13 protein-coding genes are annotated in these 16,012 nt (G+C 47.1%); 11 read left to right on the top strand and 2 right to left on the bottom strand.

Annotated elements, in window-relative coordinates; all coding sequences use genetic code 11:
- Positions 1–25 precede the first annotated feature (25 nt).
- Positions 26–1,354: an omega-aminotransferase AptA gene (gene aptA, locus DVO77_RS11345; RefSeq protein ID WP_119978417.1), complete on the bottom strand. Its 1,329-nt coding sequence runs from the start codon at positions 1,352–1,354 to the stop codon at positions 26–28.
- Positions 1,355–1,604: 250 nt separating this feature from the next.
- On the opposite strand from aptA, the gene DVO77_RS11340 reads away from it, so the two are divergent.
- Both DVO77_RS11340 and DVO77_RS11335 read left to right on the top strand, forming a co-directional pair.
- Entirely contained in the window at positions 1,605–3,101 is a 1,497-nt protein-coding gene (locus tag DVO77_RS11340; RefSeq protein ID WP_119978416.1) for an aldehyde dehydrogenase, read from the top strand.
- A gap of 267 nt (positions 3,102–3,368) precedes the next feature.
- Positions 3,369–4,232: a sulfurtransferase gene (locus tag DVO77_RS11335; protein WP_119978415.1), complete on the top strand. Its 864-nt coding sequence runs from the start codon at positions 3,369–3,371 to the stop codon at positions 4,230–4,232.
- A 144-nt stretch (positions 4,233–4,376) separates the two neighbouring features.
- On the opposite strand, the gene DVO77_RS11330 is transcribed toward DVO77_RS11335, so the two are convergent.
- Positions 4,377–5,684 carry an NAD(P)/FAD-dependent oxidoreductase gene (locus tag DVO77_RS11330; RefSeq protein WP_119978414.1) on the bottom strand — a complete coding sequence of 436 codons (1,308 nt, stop codon included), beginning with the start codon at positions 5,682–5,684 and terminating at the stop codon, positions 4,377–4,379.
- A 184-nt stretch (positions 5,685–5,868) separates the two neighbouring features.
- On the opposite strand from DVO77_RS11330, the gene DVO77_RS11325 reads away from it, so the two are divergent.
- The 9 genes from DVO77_RS11325 to DVO77_RS11285 all read left to right on the top strand — a co-directional run bounded on the left by DVO77_RS11325 (position 5,869) and on the right by DVO77_RS11285 (position 15,972).
- Positions 5,869–6,417 carry a cupin domain-containing protein gene (locus DVO77_RS11325; RefSeq protein ID WP_110456036.1) on the top strand — a complete coding sequence of 183 codons (549 nt, stop codon included), beginning with the start codon at positions 5,869–5,871 and terminating at the stop codon, positions 6,415–6,417.
- A 387-nt stretch (positions 6,418–6,804) separates the two neighbouring features.
- Complete coding sequence (locus DVO77_RS11320) at positions 6,805–7,566, top strand: gamma-glutamyl-gamma-aminobutyrate hydrolase family protein (RefSeq protein ID WP_119978413.1); 762 nt, start codon at positions 6,805–6,807, stop codon at positions 7,564–7,566.
- Positions 7,567–7,571: 5 nt separating this feature from the next.
- Positions 7,572–8,921 (top strand): glutamine synthetase family protein, encoded by a 1,350-nt coding sequence (locus DVO77_RS11315; RefSeq protein ID WP_110456038.1) that lies wholly within the window; start codon positions 7,572–7,574, stop codon positions 8,919–8,921.
- 291 nt (positions 8,922–9,212) lie between these two features.
- Positions 9,213–10,313 carry a polyamine ABC transporter substrate-binding protein gene (locus tag DVO77_RS11310; protein WP_119978412.1) on the top strand — a complete coding sequence of 367 codons (1,101 nt, stop codon included), beginning with the start codon at positions 9,213–9,215 and terminating at the stop codon, positions 10,311–10,313.
- Between the two features lie 180 nt (positions 10,314–10,493).
- Positions 10,494–11,594, top strand: a complete 1,101-nt coding sequence (locus DVO77_RS11305) for a polyamine ABC transporter substrate-binding protein (protein WP_119978411.1) — start codon at positions 10,494–10,496, stop codon at positions 11,592–11,594.
- A 101-nt stretch (positions 11,595–11,695) separates the two neighbouring features.
- Entirely contained in the window at positions 11,696–12,832 is a 1,137-nt protein-coding gene (potA, locus tag DVO77_RS11300) for a polyamine ABC transporter ATP-binding protein (RefSeq protein WP_119978410.1), read from the top strand.
- Positions 12,829–13,755, top strand: a complete 927-nt coding sequence (locus DVO77_RS11295; protein ID WP_110456760.1) for an ABC transporter permease subunit — start codon at positions 12,829–12,831, stop codon at positions 13,753–13,755. The genes potA and DVO77_RS11295 overlap by 4 nt, the downstream gene beginning before the upstream one ends.
- The gene (locus DVO77_RS11290) at positions 13,752–14,579 is read left to right on the top strand and encodes an ABC transporter permease subunit (RefSeq protein ID WP_110456042.1); all 828 of its coding nucleotides are present in this window, start codon (positions 13,752–13,754) and stop codon (positions 14,577–14,579) included. The genes DVO77_RS11295 and DVO77_RS11290 overlap by 4 nt, the downstream gene beginning before the upstream one ends.
- Before the next feature lie 106 nt (positions 14,580–14,685).
- Positions 14,686–15,972, top strand: a complete 1,287-nt coding sequence (locus tag DVO77_RS11285; RefSeq protein WP_119978409.1) for an NAD(P)/FAD-dependent oxidoreductase — start codon at positions 14,686–14,688, stop codon at positions 15,970–15,972.
- The last annotated feature ends 40 nt before the right edge of the window (positions 15,973–16,012 follow it).

Here is a 16,012-nt window from a genome sequence, read left to right as displayed (position 1 = left end):
GATGGATTCGATGGACGCTGGCCGACTAGCCCACCGCAGTGATGGCATCACTGAGCGTATTGACCATGTGGTCTATTTGCTGTTTATCGACAATCAGTGGCGGTGATAGGGCGATGATATCGCCGGTCGCTCTGACTAAGGTGCCGTTATTAAAGCAGGTCTCAAAAATGCCAAAGCCGCGTTTGCCTATGCCTTTTTCGCTTGGGCTAAATTGCAGGCCTGCGACTAGGCCGGTATTACGAATGTCGATAAGGTTGGGCAGCCCTTTTAAGCTATGCACCGCCTGTTCAAAATAATCTTCAAGTGAGCGCGAGCGGGCAAAGAGTTGCTCTTCTTGATAAATATCGAGCGTGGCTAATGCTGCTGCCGCGGCCACTGGGTGGCCTGAGTAGGTGTAGCCATGGAACAGCTCAATGGCACCTTCGGGGGCATCCATGCTGGCATCATAAATCGCATCATCAATCAGCACGGCGCCCATGGGAATGGTGCCATTATTGAGTGCTTTTGCCGTGGTGATCATGTCGGGTTTGACATCCCAGCGCTGGCTCGCAAATGCATCACCTACGCGGCCAAAACCTGTGATCACTTCATCAAAAATTAATAAGATGCCATGCTTTTTAGTGATTTCACGTAGTCGTTTAAGGTAACCCTGTGGCGGTAAAATCACCCCAGCAGAGCCTGACATAGGCTCGACAATCACAGCCGCGATATTTTCAGCACCATGCAAGGCAACCAATTGCTCTAGCACATCGGCTTTTTCTGCTCCGGTTTCGGGCAGTCCTTTGCAAAAGGCATTGGTGTTGATGTCTAAGGTGTGAGGCAGGTGATCGACCCCTTGGAGTAACTGCTGGCTAAAGGTGCGGCGGTTACCGCCGATGCCGCCGACCGAAATCCCACCAAAGCCGACGCCATGGTAGCCCAGCTCACGTCCGATAAAGCGGGTGCGAGTGGCTTCACCTCGGGCGCGATGATAATTGAGGGCAATCTTCAATGCCGTATCGACTGACTCAGAGCCTGAGTTAGTAAAGAACACTTTATTGATGCCAGGGGGCGCGATGTCGGCAAGGCGCTCGGCTAGTTGGAATGCCAGAGGATGGCCCATCTGAAACGAAGGGGCGTAGTCCATTTCGTGGATCTGTTTACTCACCGCCTCAGAAATGGCCTTGCGGCCATGTCCTGCGTTGCAACACCACAGGCCTGCAGTACCATCGAGCACTGCACGGCCGTGCACATCGGTGTAATACATACCTTCTGCTTGAGCGAGTAGTCGCGGGCTCTGTTTAAACTGTCTGTTAGCGGTAAATGGCATCCAATAGTGGTCGAGTGTTTGCCCTGTCTTATTATCGTGTTCCATATCATCTACCTTGATTCGGTTTATTTGTTGTTTTTTTGAGTGGTCGATATTTGCTATGCTATGTCAGAAATAATGAACATGAAAGTGATTTGTGCGTTATTTGTAGCAAAAAATATCTTTTTGTAAAAAATATTGAAATTTTATTAACGAAAGGCGTAATCTAGGCAGCCAGACGCGTAGCTATTTTTAATAGCGCGCTGCAAGTTGATTGCAAACGTTATGATGATTTATCACCCGCTAAGAGGTCAGAATGAGTACTCCCCAAAGTCGAGAACAGTGGCAGCAGATGGCAGATTCGCTATCAATTAATGGTCAGGCATTTATCAATGGCGAATATTGCGCTGCGGTGTCTGGTGAGACATTTGATTGTATTAGCCCTATTGATGGCAAGGTGTTGGCGCAAGTGGCCAGTTGCGATCTTGCCGATGCCGATATTGCCGTGGCAAGTAGTAGAGCCGTGTTTGAACGCGGTGATTGGTCACAGATGGCGCCCGTTAAACGTAAGCAGGTAATGATTCGTTTTGCCTCACTGCTTGAGCAACATCAAGATGAATTAGCCTTATTAGAAACCTTAGATATGGGTAAGCCTATTCGCTATTCCACCTGCGTGGATGTTGCTGGTGCTGCTAGAGCGCTGCGATGGTCGGGAGAGGCGGTTGATAAAATTTACGATGAAATTGCGCCAACGGCTCATAACGAAATAGGCATGATCACCCGCGAAGCCGTGGGCGTTGTCGCGGCCATTGTGCCGTGGAATTTTCCGTTGTTAATGGCCTGCTGGAAACTCGGCCCTGCGCTGGCAACCGGTAACAGTGTGGTATTAAAACCATCAGAAAAATCGCCGTTAACCGCTATTCGTGTGGCACAGCTAGCCATCGAGGCTGGGATCCCTAAGGGGGTGCTCAATGTGTTACCAGGGTTCGGGCACACTGTGGGTAAGGCATTAGCCTTGCATATGGATGTTGATACCTTAGTGTTTACAGGCTCAACTAAAATAGCTAAGCAATTAATGATTTATGCTGGCGAGTCTAATATGAAGCGAGTCTGGTTAGAGGCGGGGGGCAAGAGTCCCAATATCGTCTTTAACGATGCGCCTAATTTGCAAGAAGCGGCCATTGCCGCAGCATCGGCCATTGCATTTAATCAGGGTGAGGTGTGCACCGCTGGCTCTCGTTTGCTGGTGGAAGCTGGGGTTAAGGATGAGTTGATAGGCTTGATCGCCGCCGAGATGCAAGCATGGCAACCGGGTCATCCTCTCGATCCTGACACCACTTGTGGCGCGGTTGTTGACCAGCAGCAGCTCGATAACGTATTGGCCTATATCCGCTCAGGTGTTGCCGAGGGGGCAAGCTTAGTGCAAGGCGGCGAGCAGGTGATGGCTGAGTCGGGTGGTGTGTATGTGGCTCCAACCATCTTTGCCAATGTGAACAATCAGATGACCATCGCTAAAGAGGAGATCTTTGGTCCTGTGTTGTCTGTGATAAGTTTTGAGGGCATGGATGACGCCATTCGTATCGCCAATGACACTATCTATGGACTGGCTGCTGGCGTATGGACGAGCGATATCAGCAAGGCGCATAAAACTGCCAAGGCACTGCGCAGTGGCATGGTTTGGATTAACCATTACGATGGCGGTGATATGACGGCGCCATTTGGTGGCTATAAACAGTCGGGCAATGGTCGTGACAAGTCGCTGCATGCCTTTGATAAATACACTGAAATCAAGGCCACTTGGATTGCGCTTTAAGTCAAAAGCCTTAATTAACACCGCCTGTCGTCCAGCCACTCGCTAAGCGTTGCTGGCGATAACCCCGTAACCGCACGCTATCATTATGCATAGTGTGCGGTTTTTTATGGGGCATTTACTTCCCACTAGGCAGGGGCGCAGATTGTAGCCCTACAATTGATACCAAGACTGTTGTTGGTCTTTTTTTGCTTGTACCGAGCGAGGTTATTCGTATATGTTGCCAAGCAATCATGATTTTTCAATTGGCACAGCCAGTTTGGAGTCACAATGCAATACCCTTTAGTTAGCACTGCCTGGCTTGAAGCCAATCTATTTGAAGCAGATGTTATTGTTCTCGATGCGAGTATGGATAACGTCATAGGCAAGACGCCTATTGTTTATGATAAATTTATCGCCATACCTAGGGCGCAGAAAATCGATTTAGAAACGGTGTTTTGCGATACCAGCGCTGCACAAGTGCATGCCATGCCTAGTGTCGAACAGTTCAATCAAGGTATTGCCAATCTCGGTATCGACAGTGATAGCACTGTGGTTATCTATGATAACCAAGGTATTTATTCATCACCACGCGCCTGGTGGATGTTTAAAGTGATGGGGTTTGAGCGTGTGTTTGTGCTCGATGGTGGCTTACCGCAGTGGCTGCTTGAGGGGCGCATGACGGCTGAGCTGTATCACCAACACCAGCGTCAAGGTCACTTTAAGGGGCAATATCAAGCGGGTTTAGTATGCGATATGGCTTATGTATTGGCGCGATTTGATGCCGACAATGCACACGTGTTTGATGCCCGCGCCGCCTCGCGTTTTAATGGTGAAGTGGCTGAACCTCGCCCCAATGTGCGCCGTGGTCATATTCCTGGTTCGATTAATCTGCCGTTTAGCGAGGTGCTTGATGGGCATAAATTACAAGCAACGCCAGTGTTACAGGCGTTATTTGCTCAACAGGACGGTGGTGATAATATCGAGCGGATATTTACTTGTGGCTCAGGCATTACAGCTTGTATATTGATTTTGGCCGCTGTGGCATCGGGCTGCAGTAAAACGCTGCTTTATGATGGCTCTTGGAGCGAATGGGGCCGTCATCATCACTTGCCCATTAGCCCTTGTGAACCTGGTGTTTCCCCCGATGCTTAACCGCTTCTCTTATTAATTGAAGTCCTCGTTAAGCCGTCGCAATAAGAGTCGTAAAGCTCAATTTAACAATCATAAAAAAGGAGCTCATAGCTCCTTTTGGCGATTGTATTAAATTGCATTTCAGCTAGCGAAAATCGTTATCGATTAAAACAGATCTTTAAATCTATGGTAGAGCATACCGGCTGCCAGCATGGGCGATCTGAAGGTCGGCCCACCAGGAAAAGTCATATGCTGCACCTTATCAAAAATATCAAAGCGCTCAGCCTGAGCCGTCAGTGCTTCACTGATGAGCTTGGCCGCCATATGAGTGGCGTTAACCCCATGGCCTGCATAGGCTTGCGCATAGAGAATATTGGGGCAGTCGGGTAGGCGTCCTATTTGCGGTAAACGATTAGCGCCAATGCCTATCATTCCTCCCCATTCGTAGTCAATTTTGACCCCTTTTAACTGCGGAAAGACCTTTTCTAAGTTGGGGCGCAGTGCGGCATTGATGTCTTTAGGATCTTTACCCGAATAGGTGCACAGGCCGCCAAATAGTAAGCGATTATCTTGTGATAAATGAAAGTAATCTAAGTCGATACGCAGATCGGCAAAGGCCATGTTTTTGGGGATTATCTCGTCACACTGGGCCTGAGTCAGGGGCTCTGTCGCCAGCAAGTAACTGCCTGCAGGTAGTACTTTTCCGCCGACATAACTTTCGAGTTTATGGCCAATATAGGCATTGCCTGCCAACACCACATATTGGCAATCCACTTGTCCCTGCTCGGTGATGACGGTCGGGCGTTGGCCCTTGATAATTTTTGTAGCGGCACTGTATTCAAACATCTGCACCCCTAAAGCACGAGCCACTCGAGCCTCGCCTAACGCAAGATTGAGTGGATGTAGATGACCACTGTTCATGTCAACCAATGCGCCGCTATAACAGTCGGAGCCAATCACCTCTTTGATTTGGTGCTTGTGTAGCAAGGTAAATCCTTCACCGCGCCCTTGAGCAACCATCTCTTGGTAATCCGCTTCAAGCTCTGTCATATGACGAGGTTTGATGGCGAGATCGCAGTAACCCATCTGTAGGTTACAGTCGATATTATGTTGTTTAATACGGTTTTTGACTATGTCGACGGCTTCAAACCCCATCTCATGGATCGCCTGTACCCCCTCGGCTCCTATCTCATTGCGAAACTGCTCCACATTATGGCCTATGCCGCGAATAAGCTCACCGCCATTTCGCCCCGATGCCCCCCATCCAATGCGTTTGGCTTCAAGCAAGGCCACGCTAAAGCCCTTTTGAGCCAGCTCAATGGCAGTGTTGATACCGCTAAAGCCACCGCCGATAATGCAGACATCTACTTTGATGTGTTCGGTCAGTTTAGGTTGTGGCTCTAATGCGTTAGCCGTGGCGAAGTAGTAGGACTGGGGGTAATGATCACTGTGGATAGGCGGCTTACTGGGCATTTTGGCTCCTAAATCGGGTTTTATTGTTGTTATTCGACTTAATCTACCCGACGAGTAGTGTACTTTTAGCCTTCGGGTTAGTTATAATTCACACTTGTTGATTATATTTAACATGCTTTTTTGTTTGATACAAACTAGTATGACAAATTGTTTTGCCGCCAATCGGCTGGATAGGAGATGTTTTTTGGATATAGGTGCAAATCTCAAAGCTGTTCGGAAAATGAAGGGGTTATCCCAACGAGAGTTGGCCAAACGCGCAGGCGTAACCAATAGCACTATCTCTATGATAGAAAAGAACAGTGTGAGTCCTTCGGTCAGTTCATTAAAGAAAGTATTATCTGGGCTGCCTATGTCATTGGTGGACTTTTTTTCTATCGAAACAAGCCAGCCGAGTGAACAAAAGGTGGTTTATCGCGCAGGCGAACTGTTGGACATTGGTGACGGTAACCTCGATTACAAATTGATTGGTCGGGATTATCCTAACCGCGCCATGTCAGTGATGAACGAAGTATACCCCCCTGGCGCCGATACCGGTGAAGAGATGCTGCAACACGAAGGTGAAGAGGCTGCTATGGTGATTGAGGGGCAAATTGAGGTCACCGTTGGCGATGAAGTGTTTGTTCTCTGCGCTGGTGATAGTTACTACTTTAACAGTGAATTACCCCATAGATTTCGCAATCCATTTGATGTGTCATGTCGTATCGTGAGCGCAACTACCCCCGCAAATTTTTAGGCCAATATACCCTATGAGCGTTACTTTATATTGTCAGTAACGCCATTTTCCTTTTTGTATCAGCCCATTTTTCGCTTTATGTGTAAATAATTTTGCCCACTTACTGTGAGGGTAGGGGACGGCATTATAGAATGGTAAACGATGCCTGATACTATGGTTTGCTTCGAACCATTAGCCGCTGCAGCTGCGTTAAACAATCTGTTTAGCGATCGTTTTGTTGTTTTGATTCGGTTTTAATAGTTTTGTTGCTCGAGTGTTTATTTTTTGTGTGCAACACCTGTTGCCTCGTGTTATTTTTCAGTGTAGTGTGTGAAAAAATGAACATAAAGTTAGTCTTTGCTCATTATTAACAACTATAAGAAAAATAACTACATCAACAGGTGATCTATGTCTGAGGAAGGACTTGCTGTTATTGGCGTGACAGCTTGTAATCAACAACTAGGCCTACATCCGTTTAATATTGTAGGCGACAAATATCTACTAAGTATTGCCGACGCAACCAGTGCTTGGCCACTGGTTATCCCATCTTTAGGTCACTGCCCCGCGGCGGCGATCCTGCCTCGTCTAGATGGCATTCTTTTTACCGGGTCCCCCTCAAATATTGAGCCTCATCATTACGAGGGGGCACCAAGTGCCCCTGATACATTACATGATCCTAAACGCGATGCGACCACATTGCCTTTGTTAAAGGCGGCGATAGCAGCTGGAGTGCCCGTGCTGGCTATCTGCCGAGGATTTCAAGAAATGAATGTGGTTTATGGTGGCTCATTGCATCAAGAATTACATCAAGTGGGTGATTATATTGAACACCGCGAAGATAAAACCGCACCAGTAGAGATTCAGTATGGGATATCGCATCCGATCCAGATTGAACCCGGAGGACTGCTCCACGAGGCATGGGGCCGCAATTTAGCAGAGGTTAACTCTGTACATACTCAAGGTGTCGACCGCTTGGGCATTGGATTGCGGCCAGAAGCTTACGCTCCCGATGGATTAGTCGAGGCGTTTTCGGTCAAAGATGCGAAAAATTTTGCGCTAGGTGTGCAGTTTCATCCGGAATGGAAGGTATTAGACAATCCTTTTTATCGCGCAATTTTTACCGCCTTTAATAAAGCCTGCCAACAAAGAGCAGCGCAACGAACGAGATAATAAAAATGAAAAAGTTAATCAGCTATTTAAAAGAAAATAAAATTACAGAAGTTGAATGTGTTATCAGTGATATGACGGGGATTGCCCGTGGCAAGATAGCCCCAGTAGCCAAGTTTATTGACGAAAAAGGCATGCGTCTGCCTGAGAGCGTATTATTGCAAACGGTGACGGGTGACTATGTCGATGATGAAATTTACGACTCTTTACTCGACAAAGCCGATATTGATTTTGTTTGTGTCCCCGATGATAAAGCCATTTTTATGTTGCCTTGGTGTGTAGAGGCCACCGCGCAAGTGATCCACGATACCTATGACAAAATGGGCAACCCGATAGAATTGTCACCGCGTAACCTGCTTAAAAAAGTATTAAAGCTTTATGAAGATAAAGGCTGGAAACCCGTTGTCGCGCCGGAGATGGAATTTTATCTTACCAAGCCCAACGAAGATCCTGATATCCCATTGAGCCCACCTATTGGTCGAAGTGGACGCCGTGAGTCTGGTCGTCAGTCGTTTTCAATCGATGCCGCTAATGAATACGATCCACTGTTTGAAGATATGTATGACTGGTGTGAAGCGCAAGGCTTAGATATCGATACCCTGATCCATGAAGAGGGCACAGCCCAAATGGAGATTAACTTCAGTCACGGTGATGCGTTATCACTGGCAGATCAAGTGTTTGTGTTTAAGCGTACGTTACGTGAAGCCGCACTGAAGCATAACGTGTGTGCCACCTTTATGGCGAAGCCGGTTACCGATGAACCAGGCAGTGCGATGCATATTCATCAAAGTGTGGTCGATGTTAAGACAGGTAAAAACATTTTTACCAACGAAGATGGCACCAAGAGCGCTAAATTTTTAAGTTATATCGGTGGCTTACAAAAATATATTCCAGAGCTGTTACCTTTGATGGCGCCCAATGTGAACTCGTTTAGACGCTTCCTGCCGGGGACATCGGCCCCCGTTAATTTGGAGTGGGGTGATGAAAACCGCACCTGTGGTCTACGTATTCCTGAGTCATCGCCACAAAACCGTCGTATCGAAAACCGCATAGCCGGCGCCGATGCTAACAGCTATTTGGCCATCGCAGCGACACTACTGTGTGGTTTTATGGGTATGGTTGAAGATGTGAAACCATCGACGCCAGTGCAAGGGCGCGCTAACGAGAATCGACTCGGTAATAGTTTGCCGTTAACACTGGAAGAGGCCTTAGCTGTAATGTCTGAAAGCCTAGCGGTGCGTGAATATTTAGGTGAGGCATTCACCAATGGCTATATTGCGGTCAAGCAAGCGGATTTGGAAAACTACCGCCGCGTGATCAGCTCTTGGGAGCGTGAGTTCCTGTTACTTACAGTATAACTAATAGTGTCATGGGCGCCTCCCGTTGGCCATAAGCAAACCCAGACGCAACTCTAACCTATGGCGCTTTTAACGCAAAAATAATCGCGCCGTAGCGCCTTAATCTAGGAGAGGATACAAAGAGGGCTGAAACAGTTCGATGCGGATGTAAGCTGTAGCATTGTAGATAATAACCACGCCAAGGTTGCCATTGTGCGGCCTTGGTCCATAACGATAAAGGTTACAAGCAAATTGGCTATCACTATGACAAACAGTCTTACCCGTGAAAGCGGCGTAGCAAGGGAGAAAACGATGACATTATTGAAGCGGGTAACCGCATCTTGTTTGATCGCATTATCGGCATTGGCTAGCGGTGCGGTCTACAGTGAAGAAGTGTTGAAAGTGTATAATTGGAACGATTATATCGCCAAAGATACCTTGGATAACTTCTACAAAGAAACGGGTGTCCGGGTGATTTATGATGTGTTTGATAGCAACGAAATGGTCGAAGCCAAGTTGTTATCGGGCCATTCAGGCTACGATATTGTGGTGCCATCGAATGACTTTCTCGCCAAACAGATTAAGGTCGGTGCCTTTGCCCCACTGGATAAAAGTAAGCTAACCAATTTAGGTAATCTTAACGCCGATTTGATGACACAGCTTGAAAAAGCCGATCCACAGAACCGTTATTCGGTGCCGTACCTCTGGGGAACCACAGGCATTGGTTATAATGTCGATAAAGTCAAAGCGGTATTAGGCGACGATGCGCCGGTGGATTCCTTAGCACTCATTTTCGATCCTAAATATGCGCAAAAGATTGCTAGCTGTGGCTTGTCTATGATGGATTCTGCCGACGAAATGATGTCGCAAGCTTTATCTTACTTGGGGCGCGATCCTAACAGTACCGATCCTGATGATTATCAGGCTGCCGGTGAAGCCATTGAGCGGGTGCGTCCTTACGTTACCTATTTTCATTCATCGCGCTATATCACCGATTTAGCCAATGGCGATACCTGTGTGGCATTTGGTTTTTCTGGCGATGTATTTCAAGCTGCGGCGCGCGCCGAAGAGGCAGGCAATGGCCAAGAGGTTGAATATGCCATAGCCAAAGAGGGCGCCTATTTGTGGTTTGATATGTTGGCGATCCCTGCCGATGCAGAGAACAAGCATAATGCGCATCTGTTTATCAACTATCTGCTGCGTCCAGATGTGATAGCTGAGATCTCTAATTATGTGGCTTACGCTAATCCAAATGATCCGGCGCAAGCCTTGGTCGATGAGGCGATCCGTAATAATCCGGGGATCTATCCTAGCGACGCGGTGCTGAAAAACTTGTATATACGTGAGGTTCGCCCTCTGCGTGTTCAGCGGGCTATGACGAGAGCCTGGACGAAAGCTAAATCTGGTCTCTAATTCATCTAGTAGGTTGATAAATATATTAATTTATTAGATTTTGTAAAGTGTGAAGCAATCTACCGATGCGTTTAACTGGCTGTAGCATTGGATAATTATAACAACGAAAGCCGTCATTCTCGGCCATGCAACGGCAGTAAGTCTTGATGACATTACTGGCAAGCTAAATAAGGAGATAGCATGAATCTTTTAAAGAAAATGTCTACGGTAGCCGTCGTCACGGCTGGTGTGTTTGCCTGTTCGATGGCTAATGCAGAAGAAGTAGTACATGTGTATAACTGGTCTGATTATATCGCCGAAGATACTCTGGCTAATTTTGAAAAAGAGACGGGTATTAGAGTGGTATACGATGTCTTTGACAGTAATGAGGTGGTTGAAGCTAAACTGCTATCGGGTCGTTCAGGCTATGATTTAGTCGTGCCATCGAATAACTTTCTTGCTAAACAAATTAATGCGGGTGCGTTTCAAAAGCTCGATAAAAGCCAGCTGAGTAACTATAACAACCTCAAGCCTGAATTGATGAAGCAACTTGAAGCGGCCGATCCGCGTAATGAGTATTCGGTTCCCTATTTATGGGGCACCACAGGCATTGGTTATAATGTTGCGAAGGTGAAGGAAGTCCTAGGGGAAGACGCACCCGTTGACTCACTCGAGCTGCTATTTAATCCAAAGTATGCTGAAAAAGTGTCTAAATGTGGTATGTCTTTCCTCGACTCTGCCGATGAGATGCTGCCGATGGCGCTTGTGTACCTTGGTCTAGATCCTAACAGTACCAATAGCGATGATTATGTCAAAGCGGGTGAAGTATTGTCGAAAGTACGTCCTTACGTGACCTATTTCCATTCATCACGTTACATTACCGATTTAGCTAATGGCGATATCTGTGTTGCCTTTGGTTATTCTGGCGATGTGTTTCAAGCTGCAGCGCGTGCCGAGGAAGCTGAAAATGGCCAAGAGATTGGTTATGCCATTCCTAAAGAAGGGGCAAACTTGTGGTTTGATATGTTAGCTATCCCTGCAGACGCCAAAAACGCCAAAAACGCGCATACCTTTATTAATTACCTGTTACGTCCAGAGGTTATCGCGCCTATCACGAACTACGTTGCTTACGCTAATCCTAATGTACCAGCGCAAGAGTTTGTCGACGAAGAGATTTTAAACGATCCGGCTATCTACCCAACGCCTGAAGTACTTGAGCGTTTATATGTTGCCGATGTGCGTCCAATGAAAGCACAGCGCGCTATGACTCGCGTGTGGACTAAGGTCAAATCGGGCATGTGATCCACTCAATAAGGGCGAGCCAATAGGTTTGCCCTTTTTATTCACTTTTCATTTTTAGTGTTGCAGTAAGTGCCAGTAAGGCACTGTCGTGGAGAAGTACTATGACCAACAATTCGGGCGTCACCAATAAACCGACAACAAAGACGCAAGGAGAAGTATTGCTGAAGATCGATAGGGTCAGCAAATTATTTGACGACGTTCGCGCAGTGGACGATGTGTCATTGAGTATTAATCGAGGAGAGATTTTTGCCCTATTAGGGGGATCTGGTTCAGGCAAGTCAACATTGCTGCGCATATTAGCCGGTTTTGAAAAACCCTCTGAAGGCCGTATTTATCTTGATGGAGAAGATATTACCGATATGCCGCCCTACGAGCGACCTATCAATATGATGTTTCAATCTTATGCGTTATTTCCGCATATGACGGTGGCGCAAAATATCGCCTTTGGTTTAAAGCAAGACAAAATGTCTAAAGCCGAAATTGATACTCGTGTGCAAGAGATGTTGAAACTGGTGCAAATGGAAGCTTACGCTAAACGTAAGCCTAACCAACTTTCTGGAGGCCAGCGCCAGCGTGTTGCACTCGCTCGCTCACTTGCTAAGCGGCCTAAATTACTGCTACTTGATGAGCCCATGGGGGCACTGGATAAAAAATTACGTACTCAGATGCAACTCGAGGTGGTCGATATTCTTGAGGCGGTCGGTGTGACCTGTGTGATGGTAACCCATGATCAAGAAGAAGCAATGACTATGGCAGAGCGTATCGCCATTATGAGCGATGGCTGGATAGTGCAGACGGGCTCGCCAATCGATATCTATGAAAGTCCTGCTAACCGTATGGTGGCTGAGTTCATTGGCTCGGTTAACTTATTTGAAGGCGATATTGTCGAAGATGAGGTTGACCATGTAATTATCCAATCCCCCAATATAGACCAGCCATTCTACGTAGGTTACGGGGTATCGACTAGCGTAGACACCACGCAAGTATGGTTAGCGATTAGACCGGAAAAAACGCAGATCAGCCGAGAGCAACCCCAAGGACAATATAATTGGTGTGCAGGTGTCGTGGAAGATATCGCTTACCTTGGTGGCATTTCGGTTTACTACATTCGCTTAAGCAGTGGCCAACTGGTTCAGTCGGTGATGACCAACAGCGATCGCCGCTCTGATTCCCCCACCTGGGAGGAGAAGGTGTTTATCGGATGGGAGGCCACCAGTGGAGTGGTATTAAGATCATGAGTGGGGTCGCGATAAAGCGAAAAAAATCGCTAAGAGAACGATTTTTTAAAGGGCAACATTTGACCATAGGCGTGCCTTACCTGTGGTTATTGATGTTCTTTGCCTTGCCATTTGCGATTGTATTGAAGATCAGTCTATCGTCGCCAGCGATCGCGATCCCGCCTTACGATGCACTGTTTCAATATGCCGATGAGTCGCTACAGATCTTACTTAATCTGGGCAATTACATCTTGGTGTTTGAAGACTCCCTGTATGTGAATGCCTATTTAGGGTCATTGAAAATGGCCTGTATCACTACGATTGGGTGTCTGCTGGTGGGGTATCCGATGGCATACGCCATTGCCAGAGCGCCGAAGCAACATCAAACCGTGTTGATTTTGCTGGTGATGTTGCCCTCATGGACCTCATTCTTGATCCGCGTTTATGCCTGGATGGGCATATTAAGTAATAACGGTGTGATCAATAATGTGTTGATGTGGTTGGGGGTTATTTCCGATCCAATTCAAATGCTTAACACCAATTTTGCGGTTTATATCGGTATTATTTACACCTATCTGCCGTTTATGATTTTACCTCTGTATGCCAACTTATCTCAGTTAGATGGCAGTTTACTCGAAGCGGCGGCCGATTTAGGGTCGCGCAGCTTAAATACCTTCTGGAAGATCACTTTGCCTCTATCTAAGGGCGGGGTGATTGCAGGCTCCATGTTGGTCTTTATCCCTGTGGTGGGCGAGTTTGTTATTCCTGAGCTATTGGGAGGCCCAGATTCTCTGATGATAGGTAAGGTGTTATGGCAGGAGTTCTTTAATAACCGTGATTGGCCTGTAGCCTCATCGCTTGCGATTGTGATGCTGGCGCTATTGATCATTCCTATCACGCTGTTTCACCGTTATCAGTCAAGAAGCATGGAGAAAAAGATATGAGTAACAGACTAAAAAAACTCAGCTTTTCTACCGTTATGCTGTGGGCTGGGATGATATTTCTCTACGCGCCTATGTTTATCTTGGTGTTCTACTCATTTAACGAGTCGAAATTGGTGACGGTATGGGGCGGCTTTTCGGCTAAGTGGTATGGCGAGCTGTTTCGCGATGAGCAAATTTTAGATGCGGTTGCCACCAGTTTAAAAGTGGCTTTCTTCGCCTCAACTATGGCGGTGATCTTGGGCACCATGGCCGCATTTGTGATGACACGCTTTGCTCGCTCATGGGGTAGGTTAACCTTGTCGAACATGATCACGGCGCCTTTGGTTATGCCTGAAGTGATCACGGGGTTGTCATTATTGTTGTTGTTTGTCCATATGGCCGATCTGTTCGGTTGGCCTGCTGAGCGCGGTATGTTGACGGTATGGATTGCCCACTCTACCTTCTGCGCCGCTTATGTTGCTGTGGTGGTGTCGTCGCGCTTACGTGAGTTAGATATGTCGATAGAGGAGGCGGCGCAAGATTTAGGCGCGACTCCGCTCAAGACCTTTTTCTATATCACGGTGCCGATGATTTCACCTGCTTTAATTGCCGGTTGGTTGTTGTCATTTAGCTTATCGCTCGATGATCTCGTGATCGCCAGTTTTGCCTCTGGCCCAGGTGCGACCACGCTGCCTATGGTGGTGTTCTCGTCGGTAAGGATGGGGGTATCACCTAAAATCAATGCGTTGGCAACCTTGATCATTTTACTGGTGTCACTGATCGCCTTTATCTCATGGTATATGGCGCGCCGCGCCGATAAGCGCAGCCGGATGGCCAGTGAATAACATCATTAACATTGCAAAATAATGACAAGGTACAGCAGTAAGACTGCAGTACCTTGTTAATACAACAGCATAATTATTATAACGATAACAATTCAGGGTGGTTGATATGAACTGTACACCTCATGCAAATTCCTATTATGCCGCGTCTGCTAATAACAAGCAGTTACGCGAAAAACTGGCCGATAATATTGAGACTGATGTCTGTATTATTGGCGCTGGTTATACCGGGTTATCTTCGGCGATTCATCTATTAGAAGCAGGTTTTAACGTCACAGTGCTAGAGGCTGCCCGTGTGGGTTTTGGTGCTTCTGGTCGTAATGGTGGTCAAATCGTCAATAGTTTTAGCCGTGATATCGATATGATTGAAAAAACGGTTGGTGTGGACAAGGCTAAATTATTTGGTGAGATGGCGTTCGAGGGTGGACGCATTATTAAAAATTTGGTCGCGAAATATAATATTCAATGTGATTTAAAAGACGGTGGGGTGTTTGCTGCGCTCAATAAAAAGCAGATGAGGCATTTAGAATCACAAAAAGCCTTATGGGAGCATCATGGTCACCTTGGTCACCTTGAATTACTCGATGAATCGGGAATCCGTGGGGTTGTCGATTCTGAGCGATACATCGGCGGCCTGCTCGACAAGAGTGGCGGCCATATTCATCCGCTTAACTTAGCGTTAGGCGAAGCCGATGCGGTGGAATCCCTTGGTGGGCAAATTTTTGAAGATTCGGCTGTCATTAAAGTCGATGAGGGGGATAGCCCTGTTGTGCACACTAAGGAGGGCTCGGTTAAATGTAAGTTTGTGATTGTGGCGGGTAACGCCTACCTCAATGGCTTAATACCTGAGCTACAAGCTAAATCTATGCCTTGTGGCACTCAGGTTATCACCACTGAACCCTTAGGGGCTGAGTTGGCACAGTCGTTATTACCGCAAGATTACTGCGTCGAAGATTGTAATTATCTGCTCGATTACTTTCGCTTATCGGGGGATAAACGTCTTATTTACGGCGGTGGCGTGGTGTATGGCGCGCGGGATCCCGCCGATATTGAAGCAATTATTCGCCCCAAGATGCTCGAGACCTTTCCCCAGCTTAAAGACGTTAAGATAGAATTTGCCTGGACGGGGAATTTTCTTTTGACTCTGTCTCGTCTGCCACAAGTGGGGCGCATCGGCAGTAATATTTATTATTCGCAAGGCTGTAGCGGCCATGGTGTGACTTACACTCATTTGGCTGGGCAAATTTTGGCTGAGACAATTAATGGGCAAGCTAAACGTTTTGATGCCTTTGCCAGCTTACCCCATTATCCGTTCCCTGGTGGGCATCTGTTGCAGGTGCCATTTTCAGCGCTCGGCGCTTGGTATTACACCATGCGTGATAAGCTTGGCATATAAATTAGTGTGGGAGCGGTAATCGATGAAATAAGCGTGTAGC

The organism is Shewanella algidipiscicola (assembly GCF_003605125.1).
Taxonomy (GTDB): domain Bacteria; phylum Pseudomonadota; class Gammaproteobacteria; order Enterobacterales; family Shewanellaceae; genus Shewanella; species Shewanella algidipiscicola.
The sequence above is the reverse complement of the archived record's forward strand: the minus strand, read 5'-3'. Positions and strand labels throughout refer to the sequence as shown.